General features: G+C 60.7%; 22 protein-coding genes, 1 tRNA gene and 2 rRNA genes. 10 read left to right on the top strand and 15 right to left on the bottom strand.

Annotated features, from left to right (window positions below):
* Window positions 1-44: 44 nt before the first annotated feature.
* Both BN1125_RS13560 and BN1125_RS13555 read left to right on the top strand, forming a co-directional pair.
* Window positions 45-1,034: a serine/threonine protein kinase gene (locus BN1125_RS13560; RefSeq protein WP_042012869.1), complete on the top strand. Its 990-nt coding sequence runs from the start codon at window positions 45-47 to the stop codon at window positions 1,032-1,034.
* A gap of 230 nt (window positions 1,035-1,264) precedes the next feature.
* Window positions 1,265-1,873, top strand: coding sequence for a thiol:disulfide interchange protein DsbA/DsbL (locus tag BN1125_RS13555; RefSeq protein WP_042012867.1), 609 nt, complete (start codon window positions 1,265-1,267; stop codon window positions 1,871-1,873).
* 73 nt (window positions 1,874-1,946) lie between these two features.
* Here BN1125_RS13555 and pncB read toward each other — a convergent pair whose 3' ends face one another.
* Window positions 1,947-3,125 (bottom strand): nicotinate phosphoribosyltransferase, encoded by a 1,179-nt coding sequence (gene pncB, locus BN1125_RS13550; protein ID WP_042012866.1) that lies wholly within the window; start codon window positions 3,123-3,125, stop codon window positions 1,947-1,949.
* Window positions 3,126-3,214: 89 nt separating this feature from the next.
* Window positions 3,215-3,850 carry a nicotinamidase gene (locus BN1125_RS13545; protein WP_042012865.1) on the bottom strand — a complete coding sequence of 212 codons (636 nt, stop codon included), beginning with the start codon at window positions 3,848-3,850 and terminating at the stop codon, window positions 3,215-3,217.
* Window positions 3,851-3,924: 74 nt separating this feature from the next.
* On the opposite strand from BN1125_RS13545, the gene BN1125_RS13540 reads away from it, so the two are divergent.
* From BN1125_RS13540 to BN1125_RS13530, 3 genes are read left to right on the top strand one after another with little or no spacing between them, the layout of a single operon-like run.
* Complete coding sequence (locus tag BN1125_RS13540; RefSeq protein WP_042012862.1) at window positions 3,925-4,575, top strand: NUDIX hydrolase; 651 nt, start codon at window positions 3,925-3,927, stop codon at window positions 4,573-4,575.
* Between the two features lie 19 nt (window positions 4,576-4,594).
* Window positions 4,595-4,900 (top strand): hypothetical protein, encoded by a 306-nt coding sequence (locus BN1125_RS13535; protein WP_042012861.1) that lies wholly within the window; start codon window positions 4,595-4,597, stop codon window positions 4,898-4,900.
* A complete protein-coding gene (locus BN1125_RS13530; protein WP_042012860.1) occupies window positions 4,897-5,391 on the top strand; it encodes a 2-thiouracil desulfurase family protein in 495 nt (164 codons plus the stop codon). The genes BN1125_RS13535 and BN1125_RS13530 overlap by 4 nt, the downstream gene beginning before the upstream one ends.
* On the opposite strand, the gene BN1125_RS13525 is transcribed toward BN1125_RS13530, so the two are convergent.
* The 3 genes from BN1125_RS13525 to BN1125_RS13515 all read right to left on the bottom strand — a co-directional run bounded on the left by BN1125_RS13525 (window position 5,316) and on the right by BN1125_RS13515 (window position 8,827).
* Window positions 5,316-6,281, bottom strand: a complete 966-nt coding sequence (locus tag BN1125_RS13525) for an acyltransferase (protein ID WP_042012858.1) — start codon at window positions 6,279-6,281, stop codon at window positions 5,316-5,318. The two genes, BN1125_RS13530 and BN1125_RS13525, sit on opposite strands and share 76 nt — an antisense overlap.
* A gap of 6 nt (window positions 6,282-6,287) precedes the next feature.
* A complete protein-coding gene (locus tag BN1125_RS13520) occupies window positions 6,288-7,187 on the bottom strand; it encodes an acyltransferase (protein ID WP_042012857.1) in 900 nt (299 codons plus the stop codon).
* Between the two features lie 125 nt (window positions 7,188-7,312).
* On the bottom strand, window positions 7,313-8,827 hold the full coding sequence (locus tag BN1125_RS13515; RefSeq protein ID WP_042012856.1) for a YifB family Mg chelatase-like AAA ATPase: 1,515 nt from the start codon (window positions 8,825-8,827) through the stop codon (window positions 7,313-7,315).
* Between the two features lie 384 nt (window positions 8,828-9,211).
* On the opposite strand from BN1125_RS13515, the gene ilvG reads away from it, so the two are divergent.
* The 5 genes from ilvG to ilvA all read left to right on the top strand — a co-directional run bounded on the left by ilvG (window position 9,212) and on the right by ilvA (window position 15,602).
* Window positions 9,212-10,858, top strand: coding sequence for an acetolactate synthase 2 catalytic subunit (ilvG, locus tag BN1125_RS13510; RefSeq protein WP_042012855.1), 1,647 nt, complete (start codon window positions 9,212-9,214; stop codon window positions 10,856-10,858).
* A complete protein-coding gene (gene ilvM, locus BN1125_RS13505) occupies window positions 10,855-11,133 on the top strand; it encodes an acetolactate synthase 2 small subunit (protein WP_042012854.1) in 279 nt (92 codons plus the stop codon). Before ilvG ends, ilvM begins: the two co-directional genes overlap by 4 nt.
* A 12-nt stretch (window positions 11,134-11,145) precedes the next feature.
* Window positions 11,146-12,090: a branched-chain amino acid transaminase gene (locus BN1125_RS13500; RefSeq protein WP_042012853.1), complete on the top strand. Its 945-nt coding sequence runs from the start codon at window positions 11,146-11,148 to the stop codon at window positions 12,088-12,090.
* A 146-nt stretch (window positions 12,091-12,236) separates the two neighbouring features.
* Window positions 12,237-14,078 (top strand): dihydroxy-acid dehydratase, encoded by a 1,842-nt coding sequence (gene ilvD, locus BN1125_RS13495; RefSeq protein WP_042012851.1) that lies wholly within the window; start codon window positions 12,237-12,239, stop codon window positions 14,076-14,078.
* A 3-nt stretch (window positions 14,079-14,081) separates the two neighbouring features.
* Window positions 14,082-15,602 (top strand): threonine ammonia-lyase, biosynthetic, encoded by a 1,521-nt coding sequence (gene ilvA, locus BN1125_RS13490; RefSeq protein ID WP_042012849.1) that lies wholly within the window; start codon window positions 14,082-14,084, stop codon window positions 15,600-15,602.
* Between the two features lie 456 nt (window positions 15,603-16,058).
* On the opposite strand, the gene BN1125_RS13485 is transcribed toward ilvA, so the two are convergent.
* From BN1125_RS13485 to rrf (BN1125_RS13440), 10 genes are all read right to left on the bottom strand, one after another.
* Window positions 16,059-17,009, bottom strand: coding sequence for a bile acid:sodium symporter family protein (locus tag BN1125_RS13485; RefSeq protein ID WP_042012848.1), 951 nt, complete (start codon window positions 17,007-17,009; stop codon window positions 16,059-16,061).
* 294 nt (window positions 17,010-17,303) lie between these two features.
* A complete protein-coding gene (locus tag BN1125_RS13480) occupies window positions 17,304-18,749 on the bottom strand; it encodes an amino acid permease (RefSeq protein ID WP_042012846.1) in 1,446 nt (481 codons plus the stop codon).
* A 167-nt stretch (window positions 18,750-18,916) separates the two neighbouring features.
* Window positions 18,917-19,255 (bottom strand): tRNA-binding protein, encoded by a 339-nt coding sequence (locus tag BN1125_RS13475; protein ID WP_042012845.1) that lies wholly within the window; start codon window positions 19,253-19,255, stop codon window positions 18,917-18,919.
* 113 nt (window positions 19,256-19,368) lie between these two features.
* Window positions 19,369-20,814 carry an amino acid permease gene (locus BN1125_RS13470; protein ID WP_042012844.1) on the bottom strand — a complete coding sequence of 482 codons (1,446 nt, stop codon included), beginning with the start codon at window positions 20,812-20,814 and terminating at the stop codon, window positions 19,369-19,371.
* 103 nt (window positions 20,815-20,917) lie between these two features.
* Window positions 20,918-21,373 (bottom strand): beta-galactosidase subunit beta, encoded by a 456-nt coding sequence (locus tag BN1125_RS13465; RefSeq protein ID WP_042012842.1) that lies wholly within the window; start codon window positions 21,371-21,373, stop codon window positions 20,918-20,920.
* Window positions 21,370-24,444, bottom strand: coding sequence for a beta-galactosidase subunit alpha (gene ebgA, locus BN1125_RS13460; protein ID WP_042012841.1), 3,075 nt, complete (start codon window positions 24,442-24,444; stop codon window positions 21,370-21,372). The genes BN1125_RS13465 and ebgA overlap by 4 nt, the downstream gene beginning before the upstream one ends.
* 320 nt (window positions 24,445-24,764) lie before the next feature.
* On the bottom strand, window positions 24,765-25,730 hold the full coding sequence (gene ebgR / locus BN1125_RS13455; RefSeq protein WP_042012840.1) for a transcriptional regulator EbgR: 966 nt from the start codon (window positions 25,728-25,730) through the stop codon (window positions 24,765-24,767).
* Window positions 25,731-25,895: 165 nt separating this feature from the next.
* A 5S ribosomal RNA gene (gene rrf / locus BN1125_RS13450) occupies window positions 25,896-26,010 on the bottom strand.
* Window positions 26,011-26,033: 23 nt separating this feature from the next.
* A tRNA-Thr gene (locus BN1125_RS13445) sits at window positions 26,034-26,109 on the bottom strand.
* Window positions 26,110-26,215: 106 nt separating this feature from the next.
* Window positions 26,216-26,330, bottom strand: a 5S ribosomal RNA gene (rrf, locus tag BN1125_RS13440).
* Window positions 26,331-26,511 lie beyond the last annotated feature (181 nt).

The raw sequence follows: 26,511 nt of genomic DNA, 5'->3' as shown, positions 1-26,511 counted from the left end.
GCGGTCAGTAGTGATAGAATGGGGCGCAACGGCACCCCTTTCTTATGGTGGATGACATGCGTTTCAACTATTCCGACCTCAATCCCGACCTCATCATGGATGCGCTCGATCTCAGCGGCCTACGGCTCGACTCCGGCCTTATCGAGCTCAACAGCTACGAAAACCGGGTCTACCAGTTTCAGGATGAGGATCGTCGCCGCTATGTGGTGAAGTTCTACCGTCCCGGCCGCTGGAGTCGGGCCCAGATCCTCGAGGAACACGAGTTTGCCGCCCGTCTCGCAGAGGCGGAGATCCCGGTCGCCGCACCGCTCGCTTTCGCAGGCGAGACCCTGCTGGAGCACGAGGGTTACCCCTTTGCCATCTGGCAGAGCGTCGGTGGTCGTCAGTTCGAGGTGGATAACCTCGACCAGCTGGAGTGGGTGGGGCGTTTCCTCGGTCGCATCCACCAGATTGGTGCCAGCAAGCCGTTTCACCATCGGGTGCGGCTCGATGTGGAGAGCATGCTGCACGAACCGCGTCAGCTGTTGGCGTCCGGCGAATGGCTGCCGAGCGGGCTGGCCAAGTCCTTCTTCGGGGTGCTCGACGAGCTGATCAAACATGTCAGCGACGCCATGACGCTCGATGTGGCGCAGATCTCGCTGCATGGCGACTGTCACCCGGGCAACATCCTGTGGCGCGATGGCCCCCTGTTTGTCGACCTCGATGATTGCCGCACCGGCCCCGCGATTCAGGATCTCTGGATGATGTTGAGCGGCGAACGCCACGAGCAGCAGATCCAGCTCGACACCCTGCTGGCGGGCTACGAGGAGTTTATGGCGTTCGACCCACGGGAGCTGGCGCTCATCGAGCCGCTGCGGGCGATGCGCATCGTTCACTACATGGCGTGGTTGGCGCGGCGCTGGGAAGACCCCGCTTTTCCCCGTCACTTCCCCTGGTTCAATACCGATCACTACTGGCGCCAGCAGATAGCGACCCTGCACGATCAGCTGGAGGCTCTGAAGGCACCACCGCTGACCCTGATGCCAGGGTGGTAGCTTATCCGGTGGCCAGTAGATCGTCCCGCCAACGGTACGCGCTGCTGGAAGCGTTGAAGGCGCGACCACTGAGCCTGATGCCAAATCGGTGAAATTGAAGGGATATTGTACGGCAAACGGGGCTCGATTCTCCGGCCCTGACCATTGACGTCAGCATGGCGAAACAATAGGCTTGGCAACGCTTCGGTTCGCCGGGCGTGCCTCACAGTGATCCCTTAACAGGAAACATCATGAAAAAAATTCTATTTTTCCTCGCTACCATGCTGATGATGCCCATGGTTCACGCCGCCCCCGAGTTCAAGGAAGGCGTCAACTATGATGTGGTCAAGCAGACTGGTACCGCCCAGCCGGAAGTGACGGAGTTCTTCTCCTACTACTGCCCGCACTGCGCCACCTTCGAGCCGATCGTTGAACAGTTGAAGGCTGGGTTGCCAGAGGGTGTGCCCCTCAAGAAGAACCCGGTTGCCTTCCTCGGCCGCGAAATGGGCCCCGAGATGCAGCGTGCCTACGCCGTCGCCAGCCTGCTTAACGCCGAAGCCAAGCTGACTCCGGCCATCTTCACCAAGATCCACACCCAGCGTCAGCCGCCGATGAGCCGTGACGATGTGAAGCAGATCTTCGTGGATAACGGTGTACCGGCTGAAGAGTTTGACGGTGCCGTCGACAGCTTTGCCGTCTCCGGCATGGTCTCCCAGTTCGATCGCAACACCGAGAGCTATAACATTCGCGGTGTACCGGCCTTCCTGGTGAACGGCAAGTACATGGTGAAGATTGAATCCATCACCTCCCAGGAACAGTTCAACCAGCTGGTGCAGTTCCTGCTGGCCAAGAAAGACTGATCCAGAGTAACCCGATGAAAAAAGCCCGCCGGTGCAAACCGGCGGGCTTTTTGTTTTCTGGTGTTCGGGAAGATCAGACCCCGACGTGGAAGGCCTGCTTGAGGTTGCGGATAAACTCCGCATCCCGGCAGAGAGTCTTGCCTGGGCTGTCGGAGATCTTGGCGACCGGGCCGCCGTTGCACTCGATCAGCTTGAAGACGATGTTCATCGGGCTGACGCCGGGCAGATCGCAGGTGAGCTTGGTGCCGATGCCGAAGCTGGTGTTGATGCGACCGCGGAAGTGGCGGAACAGCTGCACCGCCTTGTCGAGGTTGAGCCCGTCGGAGAAGACTAGCGTCTTGTCGGCAGGGTCGATGCCGAGATGCTGATAGTGGCTGATCGCCTTCTCGCCCCACACCACGGGATCGCCGGAGTCGTGGCGCAACCCCTGATAGCTGCTGGCCAGCTCGAAGTCGAAGTCGCGCAGGAAGGCATCCATGGTGATGCAGTCAGTCAGGGCGATGCCGAGATGGTCGGTGAACTCGTCCAGCCAGCTGGTGAGGGCGGCGCGCTGGCTGTGCTCCAGCGGGAAGCCGAGCTGCTGGTGTGCCTGAAACCACTCGTGGGCCTGGGTGCCGACCGCGGGCAGCTTGTACTTCTGGGCCAGCATATAGTTGCTGGTGCCGCGAAACGCTGGCAGCCGCTCCTTGAGGCGGCCCACCACGGCATCCTGTACCGCGTGGGAGAAGCGGCGACGGGTGCCGAAGTCGATGAGGTTGAACTCGCTCATCTCGTCGCTGCTCAGCTCACGCTCCAGCTTGTCGATCTTCTGATCGAGCCGATCAAGCGCCTGGCTGACGCCGAACTGGGGGTAGCGGAAGCGGTTGCGCATCTCGCTGATGATGGCGAGCACCGGGATCTCCCACAGGATCACATCCTGCCAGGGGCCCTCGACCCGCACATTGATGCGGCCATCCTGCTCGAACACCTTGAGCAGGGAGGCATCGAGCGGCTTGCGGCGCAAGTGGTCGAGGTAGTCAGGGGTGAAGAAGGGGCGCTCGGCCAGAAAATCGAGCTCTGGCTTGGTCAGTCGTAGGGTTCCGGCCAGGCGCAGTTGCTCCTCGATCTGCCCCATCATGGGCAGCAGATCCTCTTCATTGCGGCTGTGAAACTCGGCTACCACCTCGGCATCCGGATAGCGATGGAACACCGCCTGCTGCATATGCAGTTTGTAGGCGTCGGTGTCGAGCAGGCTGGTAAGAATCGGTGGCATATCAGGCTCCCCGCAGGCGGGCGAACGCCAGCCGCATATGTAGAACGCAGGCACCGGTATCGGGTTGGCGGGTAAGGATGGGTGGCATATCAGGCGTCCAGCAGGCGTTGTACATCGATCAGGGTCTGGGCCAGCTCGGCGCCAGCCTCGATCATCTGGGTGTGGGCGCTGGCAACCGTCGCGGGCGCGATGCCACGGCAGGCATCGAGATGGACGATCACCCGGAAACCGGCGCGGCGCAGTTGCAGCACGCTGGTTTTGACACAGTAGTCGGTGGCGAGGCCGCCGACCAGTACGGTGTCGACCTGGCGCGCTTGCAGGAATTCGATGAGCCCGGTGCTGCGCCGCTCGGCCAGATCGTGAAAGCAGGTGCCATAGGGGTGCAGATCCGGCTCGACCCCCTTCCAGACGAAGAAGTCATAGTCGATGGGGGCAGGCAGGCCATCGAGCAGCTCGAACCCTTTGCTGCCCGGCACGCAGTGCACCGGCCAGGTGAGATCGGCGTTGGCCAGATCCAGCGGCTGCAGCATACGCGCGGGCTCGCTGACGGCCCAGACTGCGTTGGCGGGGTGGGCATCCTTGCTGCCGGCACGCAGCGTGGCGAGGGTGGCCTGGGCGTTAAGCGCAGCCACAATAGCATCACCGCCCGCGACGGGCAGTTCGTTCGGGCAGAGGGGGGTAAAGCCCTTCTGCGCATCAATATCCAGGCTGGCGACGGTTCCCATGATTGGCTCCTACACATACTATTCGTGTGATATTATCTACCAAACATTAATGGAAGGCGAGCAGGGCGATCGGCATGCTGAGAATGAGTCTGGATATGGTGGTGCTGCGGTTGCATGAGGAGCGGCTCGAGCTGCTGCTCGAGACCCGCGATCACCCCCCCTTTGCCCACTGCTGGCAACTGCCGGCGCTGCGCATCGACGAGACCCGGGATCGGGATCTGCACGCCGCCCAGCGCCGCCTGCTGGCGGAGTGGGGGCTAGGTCACTGCTACAGCGAGCAGGTCTGCACCCTCGGCAATCTGGAGCGGGATCCCCGCGGCTGGTCCACTACCCTGGTCTATCTCTGCCTGGTGGATCCTGATGCCGGGGTGAGCAGGGGCTGCTGGCACCCGCTTTCGGCCTTGCCCGACCTCAGCCTCGCCTTCGACCATCCCCAACTCATCACCAGAGGGCTGGAGCGGCTGCGGATCAAGAGCCGCTACAGCACCTTGCCACTGCAACTGTTGGGGACGGAATTTACCCTCTCAGAGGTGCAGCGCGCCTTCGAAATCATCCTGCAAACCCCCATGAATACGGCAGCATTTCGCAAGCGGATCCATCGCGCCGACATTCTGGTGGATACCGGCCGCAAGCGCACCGGCAAACAGCGCCCCGCCATCCTCTACCGGCTGGAGAGCCCCTGCTGCGTGATGTTCGATCAGGTGATGCACGGAGCGGAAGCGTAAAAGAGAGAGCGTTGTTGCTATGAATTACAAAGTGAAACTTTCGCTAATTGTGCGAGATGTGGATAAAACCTGTTTTTGTGCTGGCGCCAAAGAGCTTAGCTTGCCCTTCGTTCCATTTGTTGGGCTCCGTTTGCATGAAGATATGCAAGTCTACACACTAGCGACTGTAGGGTGGGCAGACAATGAACAGTGCTTTTATTGTTCTGTAGAAATGAGTGAAGAATTATTGTCCGATGGTGATTTGATAGACATGGATTTCATTATTGAAACAGCAAGAAATTCCGGATGGGTTGGGTTCAATAAAATTCATAGAGCAGAAGTATGAGGGGGAAGGTTTTAGTTAGCGCCTGTCTGCTGGGTCAGCCGGTGCGTTACGACGGTCAGAGCAAGGGGATCGTCAGCGACTGGCTGAGTGCGCTGGGAGCCGAAGGACGGGTGCTGGCCTTCTGCCCCGAAGTGGCGGGCGGTCTGCCGACCCCACGCCCTCCTGCCGAGCGGCAGGGCGAGCTGGTAGTGATGGTGAGCGGGCTGGATGTGACTGAAGAGTTTGATCGCGGCGCCGAGCTGGCGTTGGCTATTTGTCAGGCGCAGGGCATTCGCTTCGCCCTGCTGAAAGAGGGGAGCCCCTCATGTGGCAGCGGCCGTATCTATAACGGCCGCTTTGAAGGTGTTTCTGTGGCGGGCGAGGGCAAGACCACTGCCCTGCTGCGCCGCCACGGGATTGTGGTCTTTTCCGAAGATCAGTTGGCCGAGTTGGCCTCGGCACTCTCTTTGGATTCCTCCCCGGATTTGGCGGCAACTGGCAGCGGTGACTGACCGCTCTGCCACCCCTCCAGCACCTCGTCCTTCTCCTGCCAGCGCTGGTTTAGCCACTCCTGAAAACCGCGCTTGAACTGCTTGTCGTTGAAGTAATCCCCAATCAGCGCCTCATCCACCGGCAGCTCCTCGATCCGCACCTGAATGCGTTTTACCCGCCCCATCAGGAAGTCCTTGAACGGGGTCTCGGCGTTGTCCGGATAGCGGATGGTGACGTTGATGAGGCTGTCGAACTGTTCGCCCATGGCCGCCAGTGTGAAGGCCAGCCCCGCCGCCTTGGGCGGCATCAGGTGACGATAGCGGGAGCGGGCCGCATCCCGTTTCTGCTCGGTGAAGCGGGTTCCTTCCACAAAGTTGATGACGGTAGTGGGGATGTGGCGAAACTTCTCGCAGGCGTTGCGGGTGGTCTCGATATCCTTGCCGCGCAGGTGCGGATTTCGCAACAGAAATTCTCGCGAATAGCGGCGCATAAAGGGCATATCGAGCCCCCAGCAGGCGAGCCCCAGCAGCGGGATGTAGATGAGCTCGTGCTTCATGAAGAACTTGGGCACTGGCAGCCTATCTCGGAACAGGTGGCCGAGCACCACGATATCGGTCCAGCTCATGTGGTTGCTGATGATGAGATACCAGCCATCATTACGTAACCGGGTATTGTCCTCCACCTGCCAGTCGATGCGGGTGGTGAGACGGATCACCAGTGCGTTGCAGGCCAGCCACAGACCCATGAAGCGGTTGTTGAGGCGGCTGCAGGCGCGGCCAAAGGCCGGGATCGGCAGCAGCAGTTTGGCCAGCGACACCAGCAGGATCAAGCTGGCGCACAAGGCGGTGAACAGGATGGTCAGGCCCGCGCTGATGATCAGCACCAGCGGGCCGGGAAGCAGGGATAGCATGAATGTTTACTGCGCCTTGGTTGCCAGCAGTTGGCTCAGGGTCTGGTCCTTCTCGTGCCAGATCCCGTTCAACCACTGTTGAAACTCTTGTTGAAACTCGGGGTCATTGAAGTAATCCCCCACCAGCTTGCGGTCGATCGGCAAATAGCGGACCTGAACCTTGATTTGCCCGACCCGGCCGCACATGAAGTCCCAGTAGCTGGGGATGCCGTCCGGATAGGCGATGGTGACATCCACCAGTTGATGCAACTGGTCACCCATGGCTGCCAGGGTAAAGGCGATGCCGCCTGCTTTCGGGTGGAGCAGGTGACGATAAGGCGAACCCTGCTTCTGATGTTTGCCCTGGGTGAAGCGGGTGCCTTCGACGAAGTTCATCACACTCACCGGAATGTGGCGGAACCTGGCACAGGCTTTACGGGTTGTTTCTATGTCTTTTCCCTTCAGATGGGGATATTTTTCCAGAAATTTTCTGGAATATCGCCGCATGAAGGGGAAGTCGAGCGCCCACCATGCCAGACCGAGAAAAGGTACCCAAATCAGCTCTTTCTTGAGAAAAAACTTCAGGAAGGGGATTTTTTGGTTAAAAACCCGCTGCAATACCAGTATGTCGACCCAGGATTGATGGTTGGCAATTACCATATACCACTCATTCCGGCGCCCTTTGTCCACTCCGACCACCTCGAAAGGGGTCCTGATGATGGTTTTCTGGATCAGATTGTTGAAACCGATCCAGCAACTGGCACAGCCATCCAGCAGCCAGTTGCAGAGGGTGCGCCACTCCTTGAGGGGGAGCAGGAGCTTGAGCAGGCCCAGCGAGAAGATGGGGACAAACCAGAAGAGGGTGTTGCAAAAATAGAGCAGGGTGGAGAGGCTGCCGCGCAGTCGCTCTGTCAGCTTGTTGGGCATGAGTCGGGTCCGTCTTGCTGTCGATAAAGGGCCATCAAGTGGTCAGATCTGTGGCCATAATATCAGCCGATGGCCCGTGAGACCATTAAGAGCCGTTACGGGGCGGACTCACCCTTTCACTTCTGTCAGCTGCTGCGTAGTCGCGACAGAAGCCGATCCATGGCGCGATAGCCGAGCGCCTCGATAAGATGCTCTTTGCAAATGGCTGGCTGCCCTGCCAGATCGGCAATGGTGCGCGACACCCGCAGGATGCGGTGCCAGGCCCGGATGCTGAGCCCCAGCTTCTGGATGGCACTCTCCAAAAATTCGGCATCTTGTGGCGATAAGTGGCAAATATCCTCTATCTCACGGCTATCCAGCAGGTTGTTGAGCTTGCCGTTGCGGCTCAGCATGCGCTCCCGTGCCGCCAGCACCCGATCGCGGATCTGTTGGCTCGACTCCCCCCGCTCCGCCTTGCCGGTCAGGCTCCCCTTGGGCAGCAGTGGCACCTCCACCGTCAGGTCGAAGCGGTCGAGGAAGGGGCCGGAGAGTTTGCTGAGGTAACGCAGGATCTGATCCGGGCTGGAGCGGGTCTGACCGTCACCATAGTGGCCGCAGGGGCTGGGATTCATGGCGCCCACCAGCTGGAAGCGGGCAGGAAAATCCACCTGACGGGCGGCCCGGCTGATGGTGATATGGCCCGTCTCCAACGGCTCGCGCAGGGAGTCGAGCACCTTGCGCTCGAATTCGGGCAGCTCGTCGAGGAACAGCACCCCGTTGTGGGCCAGCGAGATCTCGCCGGGACGCGGGTGGCTGCCACCTCCCACCAGCGCCACCGACGAGGCGCTATGGTGCGGCGTGCGATAGGGTCTGTGGTGCCAGTGACCAGCCCGCGGGGTGAGGCCCCCGATGGAGTGGATGGCGGCGGTCTGCTGCGCCTCCTGCTCGCTCAGCGGCGGCAGAATGCCGGGCAGGCGGCTGGCCAGCATGCTCTTGCCGGTGCCGGGCGGGCCGATAAACAGCAGGTTGTGGCTACCAGCGGCGGCGATCTCCAGCGCCCGCTTGGCCTGGGACTGACCGATCACATCTTGCAGATCCGGTACATCGGGCAGGCTCTCTGTGCTTTGTGGGTCAGGCAGCGGCAGCTCGTACTGGCCTGCCAGCCAGGCGGTGACGGCCAGCAGTTGGTGGGCGGTGCGCACCTCGGCATCCTGAATAAGGGAGGCCTCGGGGCCATTCTCTCGCGGTACCAGCAGGGTGCGTCCGGCGTCGCGGCAGGCGAGCACGGCGGGCAGCACGCCGAGCACGGGACGAATTTCTCCGGTCAGGGCCAGTTCCCCCAAAAATTCGTGATCGAGCAGGTATTTTGCGGGTATCTGCTTGGAAGCGGCGAGAATGCCGATGGCGATAGCCAGATCGAAACGCCCTCCCTCCTTGGGTAGATCGGCGGGGGCCAGATTGACCGTGATGTGTTTACTCGGGAACTCGAAATTGCCGTTGAGCAGGGCGCTGCGCACCCGATCCCGCGACTCTTTCACCGAGGTTTCCGGCAAGCCCACCATGTTGAAGGCCGGCAGGCCGTTGGAGAGGTGAACTTCCACCGTCACTTGCGGGGCCGCGATCCCGAGGCTGGCACGGCTATAAACCACAGCTAATGACATAAATCCCGTCCTTGAGTTGATATATGTTCTGACTAACTGCTTGTTATTGGTTTTTTATTCCAGAGTTCCGGCTGTGGAATAGCCAAAATTAGTGGGTTGTCACAGAAAAAAGGCTTGCCCAATAAACATCACCGTGCTAGTTCTATTAGCCATTCGCGGTGCAAACCGTCCCAATTTCACAGGATTTCCGGTTGTAACTATGAACATGGCCTCCCGTTTCGTCAGCATTATTGTGGTCCTAGTGGTGATTATTGTCTCACCGCTCGGGGATCGTTTAGCTGCACGGAACAAGGGATAGACCCACCACCGGACAGAACGAAACAAGCGACCCCCGAGCCTCACGGCCCGGGGGTTTTTTTTCGACCAAAGGACAGGATTTTTCACATGAACGGCGCGCAGTTTTTGGTACAGGCTCTCAAGAAACAGGGTGTGACCCAGGTGTTTGGTTACCCGGGCGGGGCCATCATGCCGGTCTACGATGCCCTGTACGACGGTGGTCTGGCCCATCAGCTCTGCCGCCACGAGCAGGGCGCCGCCATGGCGGCGGTGGGTTATGCCCGCGCCTCCGGTCAGGTGGGGGTCTGCATCGCCACCTCCGGCCCTGGCGCCACCAATCTGGTGACCGGTCTGGCGGAGGCGCTGCTCGATTCGGTGCCGCTGGTGGCCATCAGTGGCCAGGTGCCCTGTGCCGCCATCGGCACCGACGCGTTTCAGGAGGTCGACGTGCTCGGCATGTCCCTCTCCTGTACCAAGCACTCCTTTATGGTGACGGACGTGGCGGATCTGCCACGGGTCATTGCCGAGGCCTTTGTGATCGCCAGTGAAGGGCGACCGGGCCCGGTACTGATCGATCTGCCCAAGGATGTGCAACTGGCAACCGCGCCGGCCCAGAGTCCGCTGTTTGCGGTGGAGGAACCGGAGGCGCTCAATCCCTCCGAGTTGGCGGCTGCCCGTACCCTGATCGCCGCCGCCGAGCGCCCGGTGCTCTATGTCGGTGGCGGGGTGGGCATGGCCAATGCCGAGCAGCAACTGCGCGAGTTTGCTGCCGTCACCGGTATGCCCGCAGTCACCACCCTCAAGGGGATTGGTGCACTAGACCCCGACAGCGCCGTCTACCTTGGCATGCTCGGCATGCACGGCACCAAGGCGGCCAACTATGCGGTGCAGCAGTGCGATCTGCTGCTGGTGGTGGGTGCCCGTTTTGACGACAGGGTGACCGGCAAGCTGGAGGAGTTTGCCCCCGAGGCCAAGGTGATCCATCTCGATGTGGACGCCGCCGAGTTCGGCAAGCGCCGCGCCGCCGAGGTGGGTATCACCCAGGATCTCAAACAGGTGTTGCCGCGCCTTACCATGTCCCTCGCGATCGACCCATGGCGTGAGCACTGCGCCGCCATGGCCCGCGAATATGCGTTTCGCTATGACCATCCGGGTCAGGCCATCTATGCCCCGGCTCTGCTCAAGCAGCTCTCTGCCCGCCTGCCGGAGACCAGCGTGGTGGCCTGTGACGTGGGTCAGCACCAGATGTGGGTGGCCCAGCACATGCGCTTCACCAGCCCGCGCAACCACCTCTCCAGCGCCGGTCTCGGCACCATGGGTTTTGGTCTGCCCGCCGCCATCGGCGCCAAGATGTCGCGTCCGCAAGATGAGGTGGTACTGGTGAGCGGTGACGGATCTTTCATGATGAATGTGCAGGAGCTCGGCACCATCCGCCGCGCCCAGCTCAAGGTGAAGATGGTACTGCTGGACAACCAGCGCCTCGGCATGGTGCGCCAGTGGCAGGAGTTGTTCTTCGATGGCCGCTACAGCGAGACCATCCTCTCCGACAATCCCGATTTTGTCGCACTGGCTGCCGCTTTCGGCATCCCGGGCGAAACCATCACATGCAAGGCGCAGATCGCCGGTGCCCTCGATCGCCTGCTGGCAAGCAAGGGTGCCTATCTGCTGCATGTGGCTATTTCAGAGGAAGAAAACGTCTGGCCCCTGGTTCCGCCGGGAGTCGCCAACCACAAGATGATGGAGCAACGCCCATGAACCCGCAGACCCATGCACAGCCAGCATTTGCACAACACACCCTGCATATCCACGCCCAGCCCAGACCCGAAGTGATGGAGCGAGTACTGCGGGTGGTGCGTCACCGTGGCTTCAATCTCTGCGCATTGAATATGGAGCAGGATTGCCAACAGCTGCGGATCACGGTTACTGTCGAGTCGGTGCGTCCCATCCAGCAGTTGTGGAGCCAGTTGGTGAAGCTGGTGGACGTCTGCCGGGTCGATGCACTGGAACAGCAACCCCGGATCAGAGCTTAAGGAGCCAAGCCAATGTCACAGCCTTCCCAATCCGCCACTCACCCACAATACATCTGGTTCAACGGCAAACTGGTGCCCTGGCAAGATGCCCAGGTGCATGTGATGAGCCACGCCCTGCACTACGGCTCTTCGGTGTTTGAAGGGGTGCGCGCTTACGATACTCCCAGAGGCACCTGCATCTTCCGCCTGCAGGAGCACACCCGCCGCCTGTTCGACTCCGCCAAGATCTACTGGATGGAGGTCCCCTACAACGAGGCCGAGATCAACGAAGCCTGCCGCACCGTGGTGCGCGAGAACGATCTCAAGAGTGGCTACCTGCGCCCGCTGGCCTTCATCGGTAACGTGGGCCTTGGCCTGCATCCTCCCAAGGATGCCAAGGCCGACGTGATCGTTGCGGCCATCCCGTGGGGCGCCTATCTCGGCGAAGAGGGGCTCAAGAACGGGGTAGACGTGTGCGTCACCTCCTGGAATCGGCTCGCCCCCAACACCATCCCCACCGGCGCCAAGGCGGGCGGCAACTATTTGTCATCCCAGCTGATCAGCCGCGAGGCCAAGCGCAACGGCTTCGCCGAGGGGCTGGCACTGGACGTGAACGGCTACCTGAGCGAAGGGGCGGGGGAGAACCTGTTTCTGGTGAAGAATGGCGTGCTGTTCACCCCGCCCGCCACCGCCGCCATCCTGCCCGGCATCACCCGTGACACCATCATGACGCTGGCCCGCGATCTCGGTTACGAGGTGCGCGAGCAGGCGCTGCCCCGCGAGGCGCTCTATGTGGCGGACGAGATCTTCATGACCGGCACCGCGGCCGAGGTGACGCCGGTGCGCTCCGTGGATCGGATGCAGGTGGGCGCCGGCTGTCGCGGTCCGGTAACCGAGCAGTTGCAGAACGCCTTCTTCGGCCTGTTCAACGGCCAGACCGAGGACAAGTGGGGCTGGTTGACCCCGGTGGCGGACTGACGCGCGCGGGGAGGCCATATGCCTCCCCGAGTCGCTTCCGGTGAGGGCACCCGGCGGTGCCCTGACCAGGATCGATTCCCGATCCGCGAATCACACATTCATGTTGAAAGACAATGCGCCCCAGGGGCATTCAGGGAGTAGAGATAATGCCGAAGTTGAGATCCGCCACCACCACCCACGGACGTAACATGGCCGGGGCCCGCGCCCTCTGGCGTGCCACCGGCATGACCGATCAGGATTTCGGCAAGCCCATCATCGCCGTGGTCAACTCCTTCACCCAGTTCGTGCCAGGTCACGTCCACCTCAAGGATCTGGGTCAGCTGGTGGCCCGTGAAATCGAAGCCGCGGGTGGCGTTGCCAAGGAGTTCAACACCATAGCGGTGGATGACGGCATCGCCATGGGCCACGGCGGCATGCTCTACTCCCTGCCGTCGCGCGAACTGATCGCCGACTCGGTGGAGTACATGGTCAACGCCCACTGCGCCGATGCCATGGTCTGCATCTCCAACTGCGACAAGATCACCCCGGGGATGCTGATGGCTGCCCTGCGCATCAATATTCCGGTGATCTTCGTCTCCGGCGGCCCGATGGAAGCGGGCAAGACCAAGCTGTCGGATCAGATCATCAAGCTGGATCTGGTGGATGCCATGATCCAGGGCGCCGATCCCAAGGTCTCCGACGCCCAGAGCGATCAGATTGAGCGCAGCGCCTGCCCCACCTGTGGCTCCTGCTCCGGCATGTTTACCGCGAACTCCATGAACTGTCTGACCGAGGCGCTCGGCCTCTCCCAGCCTGGTAACGGCTCCATGCTGGCGACCCACAGCGATCGCGAGCAGCTGTTCAAGCTGGCGGGTCAGCGCATCGTGACTTTGGCCAAGCGCTGGTATGAGCAGGACGATGCCTCGGCACTGCCGCGTAATATCGCCAACAAGGCGGCGTTCGAGAACGCCATGGCGCTCGACATCGCCATGGGCGGCTCCACCAATACCGTGCTGCACCTGCTGGCGGCGGCCCAGGAGGCCGGCGTCGACTTCACTATGGCCGATATCGACCGCATGTCCCGCAAGGTGCCGCAGCTCTGCAAGGTGGCGCCCTCTACCCAGAAGTACCACATGGAAGACGTACACCGCGCCGGTGGTGTGGTGGCGATCCTGGGCCAGCTGGAAAAAGCGGGTCTGGTGCATGGGGATACCCGTACCGTGCTGGGTTGCTCCCTCGTCGAACAACTCGATGAATATGACGTCAGCCGCCAGCCGAGTCAGGAGGTGGTGGACTTCTACCGCGCCGGCCCTGCCGGGATCCGCACCACCAAGGCCTTCAGTCAGGATTGCCGCTGGCCCGAGCTGGATCTGGATCGCGCCGAAGGGTGCATCCGCTCGCTGGATAATGCCTACAGCCAGGAGGGTGGCCTTGCGGTGCTCTCCGGCAATCTCGCGCTGGATGGCGCCATCGTCAAAACCGCCGGGGTGGATGACGAGAACCTCACCTTCCGTGGCCCGGCCCGGGTATTCGAGAGTCAGGAGAGCGCGGTGAGCGGCATCCTCGACGGCACAGTGAAAGCGGGCGAGGTAGTGGTGATCCGCTACGAAGGGCCGAAAGGGGGCCCGGGCATGCAGGAGATGCTCTACCCCACTACCTATCTGAAATCCATGGGTCTCGGCAAGGCGTGTGCCCTGATCACCGACGGTCGCTTCTCTGGCGGTACCTCGGGCCTCTCCATCGGCCACGTATCGCCGGAGGCGGCTTCCGGCGGCACCATAGGTCTGGTGGAGGATGGGGACATAATCAACATCGACATCCCGGCCCGCAGCATGGTGCTGGAGGTGGCCGACAGCGTGCTGGCTGCCCGCCGTGTCGCCGTGGAAGCCCGTGGCTGGAAGCCGCTCGATCGTCAGCGTCAGGTCTCCTTTGCCCTACGCGCCTACGCCATGTTCGCCACCAGCGCCGATAAAGGCGCGGTGCGCGATCGCTCAATGCTGGGGGAATAAATCATGGTCTCTGCGGCGGATTATCTACGCAAGGTGTTGCTCTCCCCCGTCTATGAGGCGGCGCGAGTCACCCCTTTGCAAACCCTGAAGAAACTCTCCGAGCGACTCGGCAACCATGTCAGCCTGAAGCGGGAGGATCTGCAACCGGTCCACTCCTTCAAGCTGCGCGGCGCCTACCACAAGATCGCCACCCTGACCGAGGAGCAGAAGGCGCGTGGCGTCATCGCCGCCTCCGCCGGCAACCACGCCCAGGGGGTCGCCCTGTCGGCCGCCAAGCTCGGCATCAAGGCGATCATCGTGATGCCCAAGACCACGCCGGATATCAAGATCGACGCGGTGCGCCGTCAGGGCGGCAACGTCATGCTGTTTGGCAACAGCTTCGATGAGGCCTACGGCGAGAGCCGCCGCCTCTCCGAGTTGGAGGGCTATACCCTGATCCCGCCGTTTGACGACGTCGAGGTGATCGCGGGCCAGGGCACCATCGGCAAGGAGCTGTTGGAGCAGGATACCCACCTCACCCACGTGTTCGTGCCGGTGGGGGGCGGCGGGTTGGCCGCCGGGGTGGCGGTCTATATCAAGCAGCTGCTGCCGGATGTGAAGGTGATCGGGGTGGAAGCGGAGGGCTCAGCCTGCCTCAAGGCGGCTATGGCAGCGGGCGAGCCGGTCAGTCTGGAACGAGTCTCGCTGTTTGCCGATGGGGTGGCGGTCAGGCGCATCGGCGAGGAGACCTTCCGTCTGTGCAACCAGTATCTGGACGAGGTGGTGACCGTCTCCAACGACCAGATCTGCGCCGCACTGAAAGACATCTTCGACGACTGCCGCGCCATCGCCGAGCCGTCGGGTGCCCTGTCGCTGGCGGGCCTCAAGGCTTACAGCGAGCGGGAGCAGGTGAAAGGGGGGCGGATGGCGGCCATCCTCTCCGGCGCCAACGTCAACTTCCACAGCCTGCGCTACGTGTCGGAGCGCTGCGAGATCGGCGAGAAGCGTGAGGGCATGCTGGCGGTGACCATCCCCGAGCGCAAGGGGGCCTTCCTCGACTTCTGCCGTCAGCTCGGGCCCCGCATGGTGACCGAGTTCAACTACCGCTACGCCGACGCGGAGCAGGCCTCCCTGTTTGTCTCGGTGCGCCTCACCGGCGGTGACGAGGAGCTGGGCCAGATCATCGATCAGCTCGGTGGCAACGGCTATCCGGTGGTCAACATGACCGAGAGCGAGCTGGCCAAGAACCACGTGCGTTACATGATTGGCGGCCGCCCGGCCCGGCCCCTCGGTGAACGGCTCTACAGCTTCAAGTTCCCGGAGCAGCCTGGCGCCCTGATGCGCTTCCTCGAGACTCTGGGGTGCCGCTGGAACATCAGCCTGTTCCACTACCGCAACCACGGTGCCGACTACGGCCGGGTGTTATGCGCCTTCGAGCTGCCGGACGAGGACGTGGCCGCCTTCCATGACTACCTGCGCGAAATTGGCTACGGTTGGAAAGAGGTGAGCGAGGACCCAGCCTACCGGCTGTTCCTGGCCAGCTGATGGCGCGATGAAGATAGAGGGAAGCCCCTCTGATTGCTAAATATCGACCCCCTCTTTTTCAAAGAGGGGGTTCTTTTTTAGCTCGGAGCCACGGGGCGGATCACTGGCGTAGAGCCGGTAACCTTCCCCGATGCCGGTCTTTTGGATGGGCGGCAGTGGCCAATGACGCTCTGAACCTGCGCCTCAAGATAGGCGTTGGGGAGGTGGCCACCTCGACGTTGGTCAGCGTCTTCTTGTTGGTATTGGCTTTCGGATGGTCTTGGGGGGGGCGAGTTCAGCGAGAGCGACCATCTCGATCCCAAGTTGCCTGGGCGCGGGATCTCTGAGTATGGTGCAGTCCATTTATTGACCACACAACAATCAACTCCCCCCGGAGTCGCCGTTCAGGGGGTTGTCTACCGTCTGAGGGAGGCCCATGGCCTCCCTCTTGTTATGGCAGCTAAAACGGCGCGAGTATTAATGACCCTGCTCGTGGTAGCGACGAGCCAACACGGCGCACACCATCAGCTGGATCTGGTGGAAGATCATCAGCGGCAGCACCATGACGCCGACGCTGGCGGCGGGGAACATGACGTTGGCCATCGGCACCCCGTTGGCGAGGCTCTTCTTGGAGCCGCAGAAAACGATGGTGATCTCGTCCGCCCTGTTGAAGCCGAGGCGGCGGCTGATCCAGACGTTCCAGCAGAGCACCAGCGCCAGCAAGACGCAGCTCAGCAGCACGATACTGGCCAGATCGTACCAGCCGACTTGATGCCAGATCCCCTGCACCACTGCCTCGCTGAAGGCGACGTAGACCACCAGCAGGATGGAGCTCTGATCCAGCTTGCCGATCATCGGCCGGTGACTATCGACCCAGCGACCGATCAGCGGGCGCGACAGGTGGCCGACCACAAACGGCAGCATCAGCTGCACCATGATGGCCTGAATGGAGTGCCAGGTGTCGATCCCCTCCCCCTGCACGTGGATCATCATCCCCACCAGCACCGGCGAGAGGAAGATACCGAGGATGCTGGAGGCCGAGGCGCTGCACACCGCCGCCGACACATTGCCCCCCGCCATCGAGGTAAAGGCGATGGCCGACTGCACGGTGGCAGGCAGGGCGCAGAGATAGAGGAAGCCGAGGTAGATGGCCGGGCTCAGCCAGCCCGGTACCAGCGGCGTGAGCAGCAGCCCGAGCAGCGGAAACAGCACGAAGGTGCTGAGCATCACCACCAGATGGAGCCGCCAGTGACCGAGGCCCGCCAGCAGGTTCTGGCGCGACAGCTTGGCGCCATGCATGAAGAACAGGAGCGCCACCGCCAGCTTGGTCAGCAGACCGAACCAGACAGCCACCTGCCCCTCGCAGGGAAAGAGGGAGGCCAGAGTGACCACCGCAATCAGCACAACAGTAAAGGGATCCAGACGCACGAAAGGTCTCCATCAGAAGGGCATCCTGCCTTCTTGGCAAAAGGTCAGGATCGGGGAGGACAAGAAACACAACAGGAGGTGTCTGGCACCTCCCGTTGAAACGAACCCCCAGCTTACCCCGATATCGAAGCGGCGCAACGTTGTGCGGCGGTTAATTGTTCATCAATGCTTAACGCCTTTGCTTTGTCGAATAGCGGAAGTTGATGACCCGCTGCCAGATAGCGCCAAACCGGCGATAAATGGATAAAAAAACGGGCAACCTGGGCCGCCCGTCTCGTTTTTTCGCTCAGCCGATCAGCGCTGGCTGGCCAGCGTGCCGTTGCCGCTTTTCTTCTCATTGCCGCCGAGCTTGCGGGCCTGGCGCTTCTCGAAGCGGGAGATCCACCAGTAGGCCAGCGCCGAGAATACCGCTGTCATAAAGACGTTGATGAAGAAGGCGCGCACCAGATCCACCCCGCTCGGGAAGGCAGAGGCGCTCATGCTCACCACGAAGATGGCGATCAGCACCGACACCATGCCCATGCCGAAGGTGCGCGATCCCATGCGGAAGTCGCGGGGGGTGTCGTCATGTTTCCAGCGGAACACGAAGTAGGCCACCATGATGAAGATCGGCGGCAGCATAGCGGTACCGGCGGTGAGGTTGATGGCGGTGTTCATCATCTGCTGTACCGACTCTGAGCCGAAACCGTTGACCACCAGCATCACGAACACGAAGACAAACTGCCACCAGGCGGCGCGCACCGGCACCCCGTGCTTGTTGAGGCGGGTGGTCTTGTCACCGTAGACACCCTGCGGGATCTCGGAGAAATGGATCTTCACCGGCGCCGAGGTCCACATCATCATGGAACCGAACATGGCGATGAACAGCACGATACCGACCGCACGGCCCACCAACGTCTCGGAAAGCCCGAAGTACTGGGCCATACCGGTGAAGATCTCCACCATGCCGCCGGCATAGGTGAGGCTCTCGCGCGGCACGAATACGTTCACCAGCAGGGAACCCAACGCATACATGGCACCGATGACGATACCGGCGGTGATGATCACCTTGATAAAGGACTTCTGGCCGCCCTTCACGTCATTGAGATAGGCCGCCGCGGTTTCGGCACCGCCCGCCGCCTGGAAGATCCAGCACATTATGCCCAGCGTCGCCCAGTTGACGGTGGGGGTCATCGCCTCCAGCGTGATCGGCTGGGCCGCCACATGGTCACCGCCGAGCGCCATCAGGGCACCCAGCACATAGATGGCGAACAGGGCAAAGACGCCGTAGGCCACCAGCTCGGCAATCTTGCCGAGCCAGCTCGCCCCCTTGGTGGAGATATGGGTCGCCGCCGCGAACAGCACGATGGAGATGATAGAGGTGACGGTCGGCGAGAAGCTGTACTCATAGCCCAGCATGGCGTAGGAGGCGTAGGCAATGACGTTCGGCAGCAAGGAGACGAACCAGAACAGGTTCACAAACCAGTAGAGGAAGGAGCCCAGATAGGCCATCCGGGTGCCGAGCGGCTTTTTCAGCCAGTCGTACATCCCCGACTCGGAATCTTTATTGGCCGAGACGAACTCGGCAATGATGAAGACGAATGGGATGAAATAGACGAGCGTAGCCAGCAGGAAGATGGGAGCGGAGCTGAGCCCCAGTTCGATGTTGTTGTTGACGATGTTGCGCACGTTGAACACGGCGGCAAAGGTCATCGACAACAGGGCAAACTTGCCGATGGTGCCGCGTACGGATTCAGACATGGTGTCCTCCAATGGACTCGCGTTCCCTGCGGGTAACGCTGTGACTCTGTGATGTGTTCGGCCAGGGTCTGTCGGCCCCGCTCTTTACTCTCTTGTTATAATCGGGCCGCCTGGGCGGCCTCGTTGGTGAACCGGTGCAGTCTCACCGCACCGGCTCGCAATCCCATTCAGACGATCGGAGTGCCCGGTGCCATCGGCACCCGGGGTTGCAGCAGCACGCTCTGGCTCTCGTCCGGGGTCTCGGCGCAGAGCAACATGCACTCGGATCGCTCGCCGCGCATTTTGGTGGGCTTGAGGTTGGTCAGCACCACCACCTGGCTGCCCAGCAGTTCCTCCTCGCTGTAATGGGGCACCAGACTGGTGACGGTCTGCAACGGCCGCTCGCCGCCCACGTCGATCTGGACGATATAGAGTTTGTCGGCCCCGGGGTGGCGCACCACCTCCAGCACCTTGCCCACCTTCATCTCGACCCGTTTGAATTCGGCAAATTCGATCGTCTCGCTCATTTCTTTCTCCTTGTGTTCGGTTCTTGTGCTCAAGGGAGCAACGGGTAACGGGTGGCCGCAGCCACCCGGTTGATCGCTCCTGGCCACGGGGGCCGGTTTGGTCAGGGTTATCGTCAGGATGCCCGGACGGAAATCTGGCTGGTCGGCTGGGCCTCTTTCACCCGCGCGTCAGCACTCAGGGAGGCTTCGTAGCGGTTGTACTTCCACCAGGCAAAGCCGAGGAAAATCACGATCCCGCCGACGTTGTAGAAGATGATGGTCATGATGTCTGCGCCGGTCGGGAAGGTGGAGGCGAGGAAGCCCACCGAGAAGATGGCGATCAGCACCGACACCACGGCGATGCCGGTGGTGCGCGAGCCCATCTTGAAATCCCGTGGCAGGTGGTCGAGCTTCAGGCGCAGATTGAGGTAGGCCAGCATGATGAACAGCGGCGGCAGCATGGAAGCGGCAGCGGTCATGTTGATGACGGTGTTCATCAGATCCTGCGCGGTGTTGGAGCCCAGGGTCGGGATCACCATTAGCGGCAGCACGATGAGGTACTGGATCCAGGCTGCACGGGCAGGCACGCCGTTCTCGTTCAGCTCGACCGTCTTCTTGCCGAAGATGCCAGCCGGAATTTCGGAGAAGAAGATCTTCACCGGGGTCGCCGTCCACATCAGCAGGGAGCCGAACATGGCGGTAAAGGAGACCAGACCGACGAAGCGGTTCATCAGCACGGTGGGCAGACCGAAATAAGCCGCCAATCCCTCGAACACCTGCACCGAGCCACCGGTAAATTTCAGGGTGTCGCTATGGACAAAGACGTTGATCAGCAGGGAGGCGATGGAGTAGAGCACACCAATGAAGAGCCCGGCGACGATGATCACCTTGACGAAGGATTTGGAGCCCCCTTTCACGTCATTGACGTAGACCGCGACCGACTCGGCGCCACCGGCCGCCATAAAGATCCAGGTGGTAATGCCGAGGAAAGCCCAGCTGAAATCGGGGACCATGGCCTCTACCGTGATGGGGTCGGCCGGTTGTACACCACCGACTAACGCCACACCTGCCAGCAGAATGTAGGAGAGGGTCAGCAGCAGCATCAGAGACGAAGTCACCGAGGTGATGGGGCCAAGCAGCTTGGCGCCATTGGTGGAGACATAGGTGGCAAAGGCAAACAGCACCATGCTTAAGAAAGTGGTCGCCAGCGGGGTGAAAATGTATTCGTAGCCGAGGAAGGCATAGGAGGCGTAGGCGATAACCCGCGGCAGCAAGGAGGTGAAGAAGAACAGGTTCACGAACCAGTAGGTGTAGGCGGAGATAAAGGCCCAGCGCCCGCCGAGGGAGCTCTTCACCCAGGCATAAACGCCCGCTTCGGAGTTTTTGTTCAGTGACACAAATTCCGCAATGATCAGGCAGAACGGAATGAAGTAAAAAATGGTGGCCAAAAAGAACATCGGGGCCGAGGCCAGACCGATTTCGATGTTGTTGTTGATGACGTTGTTGAAGCTGAATACCGCCGCGAAGGTGAGCGACAGCAGACCAAACTTGCCTATCGTATTCCGTTTGGAATCAGACATGGTGCATCTCCAGACCTGTAGTTATTTCCGCGAAAGGGCGGGGCATGAGTTGTAGGGTGAGCCCCGCCCTTCCGGCTTTTATCAGTGCAAAAACAGCGGCTTGTTATTTGTTTTTGAAGTAGCCGCCTTCGACGGTGACCTTGATGATCAGCTTGCGCACCGGTCCGTCGCCGACGAAGCGGTAGGCCTCGTCGTTCTCGAAGATCACCACCTGACCGTTGCCGACTTTCTGGCGCTCACGCACCTCACCGACCAGCCACTCGCGGTCGGTGGTATCGTCATAGGCCTGCTCGACCCCCAGTTCGCTCTTGGCAGCCCACTCCACCGTCTCTTCCCCTTCCAGGTAGTAATGAACGTCGAAGTAGCGGCGTTGCCCCTCGAACAGTGAGGTGGCCGGGCTGGCCCCCTCCTGCAAGCGGTAGGTGAGGGAGTCACCGATGGAGTGGCAGATGCCGGGCTTGAGGTTGGCAAGGTTATTGATGGCCTCCACGCAGCGGCCCCACTTCTTGCCCTCCCGGTAGATGTTTTTGAACAGGGTCAGGTTGTCCAGGGTGATCATGCGAGGTTCCTCCCGCCGTTGATGGTGAGATCGAGTCCGGCCAGCGCAGCCGGATTGAGATTGCCACGGGCGATGGGCAGCAGGGTCAGACCGAAGCTGAACGGCTCGAAGCGCACCCGCCAGGAGTCCAGTACCTCGGAGCCCCAGGAGTTGGAGCCCAGCCCCAGCACCTTGTGATCCAGATTGAGGGTGAGATAGCCGCTCGGCTCCAGCTCGTTGATGTGCTGCGCCGCGTGGATATGCTCCCAGCTGTAGGGCCAGACGCTCAGGTTGATGGGGGCATCGGGTCGCACGTAGAGACCGGCGCCGTGGCGGTTGGTCAATGTCGCCCAGCGCACCTGCTGGCGATTGCCGTTGTCCTGCGGGAAGGGGTAGTGCTCCCACATCTCGCCCACCGTGCTGTTGAAGCGGTCGATCCAGTTGCTCTGGCGACTGTCCTGATAGTTCTCACCCGGTCCCATGCCGTAGTAGTGCACCCGGTCGAGATCCTGACGAATACCCAGCTCGAAGCCGATCTTGGGAATGATGTCGTCATAGCCGCCGTAGGGCTGACCGGACAGTGCCACGTGCAGCTGGCCGTTCGGGCTCAGGGTGTAGACGTAGCGGCAGCGCATGCCGAAGTCGAACACCGGCGGCGCGATCAGGCTCTCGACCGTCACCTCGACCGCATCACCCAGCTGACGCCAGCTTAAGCTACGGAAGTGCTCCTGCATGATCTGCAGGTGGTTCGGGTGCCACAGGCTCTCGTACTCCTGCTTGTGGTTGTCGATCATCGGCTTGAAGAAGGTGAGGCGCGGCGAGCGCTCAATCAGCTCGATACCATCCTGCTGCCAGCTCACCAGCTTGCCGTCGAGGCGCGAGAAGCGCAGGGCAAAGCCGCTGCCGCTCATGGTCAAATCGAGCCGCTCATCGACAATCTGCAACGCAGTAGCGTTGGGATTGGCAAAGGGCTGCAGCTGACGAGTCGATGCCTTGAGCTGGAACTGATACTGGCCCAGCTCGTGCTCCGCCGCGCTGTAGCGGGTGGCGGTAGCCTTGATGACCCGCAGCTGGACGAAGGTTTCCCGCCCATCGAGAGTGGGCAGCTCGAGTTGCAACTCGGTGATGGCACCGGGGGCCACCCCTTCCAGCCGGATTTGCTGGCTGGCCAGCAGTTCACCCTCTGCCTTCACTTCGACCAGCAGACGGATGTCGTCGAGATTGGAGAACCAGTAGCGGTTTTCCACCGCCAGCTTGCCGCTGGTCAGATCCAGCGCCCGCACCTTGACCGGGCAGATCACCTGCTTGTATTCGCGCAGGCCCGGCCCAGGGGTCTGATCCGGATAGATGAGGCCATCCATGCAGAAGTTGTAGTTGTTGGGGTAGTCGCCGTAGTCGCCGCCGTACTTGTAAACGGCACGCCCCTGCTCGTCCTGATCCAGAATGCCGTGATCGCACCACTCCCAGATGTAGTGGCCCTGAATGTGGGGATGGCGGTCGAACACCTGCTGGTATTCGCTGAGGCCACCCGGGCCGTTGCCCATGGCGTGGGCGTATTCGCAGATAATGCGCGGCTTCTCCATCGGGAACTCGCCGAAGCAGTTCATCTGGGAGACGCGCGAATACATGGTGCTGACCACATCCACCACCTCGGCATCGCGATCCTCTTCGTAGTGCACCAGCCGGGTCGGGTCGATCGCCTTGCAGCGCTGGTACATGGCTCTAATGTTGCAGCCGTAGCCGGACTCGTTGCCGAGCGACCAGATGATGATGGAGGGGTGGTTCTTCTGGGCGTGCACGTGGCGCTCAATGCGATCCACGAACACCGGCTCCCAGAAAGGATCGTCAGTAATGCGGCTGAGATCGCCGACGTTGGCAAAGCCGTGGGTCTCCACGTCGGTCTCCGCCATCACGAACAGACCATACTGGTCGCACAACTCGTAGAAGCGCGGGTCGTTCGGGTAGTGGGCGGTGCGCACCGAGTTGAGGTTGTGCTGCTTCATCAGCACGATATCGCGTTCAACACGATCCATTCCGACCGCACGGCTCTTGAGATGGTCGTTGTCGTGGCGGTTCACCCCGTGCAGCTTGAGGTAGTGGCCGTTGACGTAGAAGAGGCCATCCTTGACCTTGATTTCACGCACCCCGACCCGCTGCGGGATCACTTCCAGCAGCTCGCCCTGACTGTTGTAGAGGGAGAGTTGCAACTGATAGAGGTAAGGATCTTCGGCGCTCCACAGATGGGGATTGGCCAGGTCCAGCGTGAAGCGGCAATCACACCTGCCGTCGATGGCGAGACTGTCGAGCGAGCCGCTGGCGATCTCGCTGCCCTGATCCAGCAGCGACCAGACCAGACGGTGATCACGGGCAGCCGCACCCAGATTTTCCAGCTGGATATCGCAGCTCAGGGTAGCGCTTTGATTGTCATCGGCCAGCGCGGTGCGGATGAAGAAGTCCTGCACATGGGCGGCCGGTTTGCCCACCAGATAGACGTCGCGGAAGATCCCCGCCATCCACCACATGTCCTGATCTTCGATATAGGTGGAGTCGGCCCACTGCATCGCCCGCACCGACAGCAGGTTCTCGCCGATGTTGGCGTAGGCGCTGATATCGAACTCGGCGGTGAGGCGACTGCCCTTGCTGAAACCGACATAGTGGCCGTTCACATAGACCTCGAAGTAGGTCTCCACCCCGTCAAACTTGATGATCACCTGCTCGCCATCCCAGGCCGGGCTCAGCGTGAAGCTGCGCTGATAGGCGCCGGTTGGATTGTTGGTCGGCACAAAGGGCACGTCGATGGGGAAGGGAAAACCTTCGTCGGTGTACTGCAGATTGCCATGCCCTTCCATCTGCCACATGTTGGGCACAGTGATCTGGCCCCACTCGCTCATGGGGCTGTGATAGAAGGCCTCCGGCACCTGCAGGGGGTGGTCGAAGTAGTGGAACTGCCACTGACCGCTAAGGCCCAGAAAACGGCGGCTCAGCTCGCGCTGCATGGTGGCCGCCAGCGCGTGGTCGGCATAAGAGAAGAAGTAGGCACGCGGAGCCAGCCTGTTTTCACCAACGAATTGGACGTTTTCCCAGTTATTCACATGTCCTCCCGGAACAAGGCAACTTTGACTGGGTAAACTTTAGATAAACATTTACTAAATATCAGTTTTGGATCGGTAAAGTTTTAACCTGATCACAATGGCTGGATGGTTTTGTGAGCGAGATCAGAATCGGAGGATAAAAGGGGATAAAGCAGGCAGTGATGGCATGGATGTTGATAAATGTAGGCAAGAAATGGCTAAAACCACCGTAAAACAATGCATTATGCATTTATCAGGAGAAATAAGGGAGAGGATGATAAAGGGATGAGGCCGCGCCACCGCAAGATGACGCGACTAAAACAGAATTTATTTTACTAAAATCAACGAGTGGTGCCACGCAGGGTCAGGCGACTCGGCACCAGTACCCGAAGGGGAATATCACGCTCGTCACGCAGTCGTTCAACCAGCAGATTAACCCCCTGGGAGCCCATCAACTCGGAGTGGATCCGCACCGTGGAGAGCGGCGGAAAGGTAAACTTGGCGGTCGGAATATCGTTGACGCTGATCAGCTCAATCTGCTGGGGAATCGCCAGCCCCCTCTCGTGGATGGCCCGCAGCACGCCAATGGCGATAGAGTCGGAGGCAACGAACAGCGCCTTGGGCCAATCCCCTGCCAGCATCTCTTTTGCCAGCCGGTAGCCGGAAGCGCTGGAGAAGTCCCCGCGATAGAGATCGCTCTCCTGCACCACGCCCAGTCGCTGGCCATAATCTTTGAAGGCCAGCTCACGCAGATCCGGATTCTCATCCTGCCCACCGATATAGCCGATGCGCTGGTGCCCCTGAGCGATAAAGTAATCGACCACTTGCTGGCTGATCAGGGCGAGATCCACGTCGACCGAGTCAAACTCCTCCATGGCACGGGAATCGACAAAGACCAGCATGCTGGAGCAGGTTCGCAACTGCGCCAGACGCTCGGCCGAGAGACTCCCCACCACCAGGATGCCATCCACGGCGGTCAGCTCGCGTCCTTCACCACAGTTGTAGAGGTGGGTCAGTTCGATGTTGAGACGGGCACTCTGGGTCTCGATGCCATAACGGATGGCGAGATAGTAGGGATCGTTAACCTCGGTACTCTGCGGGTAGGAGTAGACCACCAGAAAGTGCAACTTGCTCTTGTGAACCCCCTTGCGGGCGCTGCTGGTCTTGTACTCCAGCCGCTCGGCAATCTCGAAGATCCGCTGCTTGGTCTCTTCCTTGACGCTCAGGCTGGGATCCTCGTTCAGTACCCGGGATACCGTGGCGAGCGACACCCCCGCCTCCTGTGCAATTTCCTTCAACGTAGCCATCAATACCTCGCTGGCAGCATCACGTGTTAATCGGTAACGGCTAAAGAGTAACGGGCAATCCCTTGATAGCCCAGCATTTTTACTAAAATGCCGATAGCAGGGCCGATTTTTGAAACGCAGAAATGCAAAAAGGCCTCCCGAATGGGAGGCCTCTTCTAAATAGGTGCCTGACAGTGTCCTACTCTCGCATGGCGAATGCCACACTACCATCGGCGCTACCGCGTTTCACTTCTGAGTTCGGCATGGGATCAGGTGGTTCCACGGCGCTATTGCCGTCAGGCAAAAGCTTAACTACTTCAATAATGGTGCTGATACCCAGAGTCGAACTGGGGACCTCATCCTTACCAAGGATGCGCTCTACCAACTGAGCCATATCAGCACACTAACCGGTAAAGACCGCACTGTGTGCGCTATCTAAATCTTTTGTCCAATACAACCTGACGTTGCATTGCGACCAACCACATCGCTGCAGTTGCTTAATTGGTGCCTGGCAGTGTCCTACTCTCGCATGGCGAATGCCACACTACCATCGGCGCTACCGCGTTTCACTTCTGAGTTCGGCATGGGATCAGGTGGTTCCACGGCGCTATGGCCGCCAGGCAAATTCTTAATCGATTTGTCCGGAACAAATCGAAACCGCCGTAGGCGGGCCCGAAGGGTGAGGTTCAGGACGAACCGAATAATCTTGGAAAGCTGACGTGAGTAGTGATGTTGCGCTTGGTTTGTCACTATCACTGAATTTGAGTAGTTCGTTCTATTTGCTACAAGCCTTAGAACACTT

The organism is Aeromonas fluvialis (assembly GCF_000819885.1).
In the GTDB taxonomy this organism is placed as follows: Bacteria; Pseudomonadota; Gammaproteobacteria; order Enterobacterales; family Aeromonadaceae; genus Aeromonas; species Aeromonas fluvialis.
Note: the sequence above shows the minus strand (reverse complement) of the source record. Positions and strands in the feature narration are given on the sequence as shown.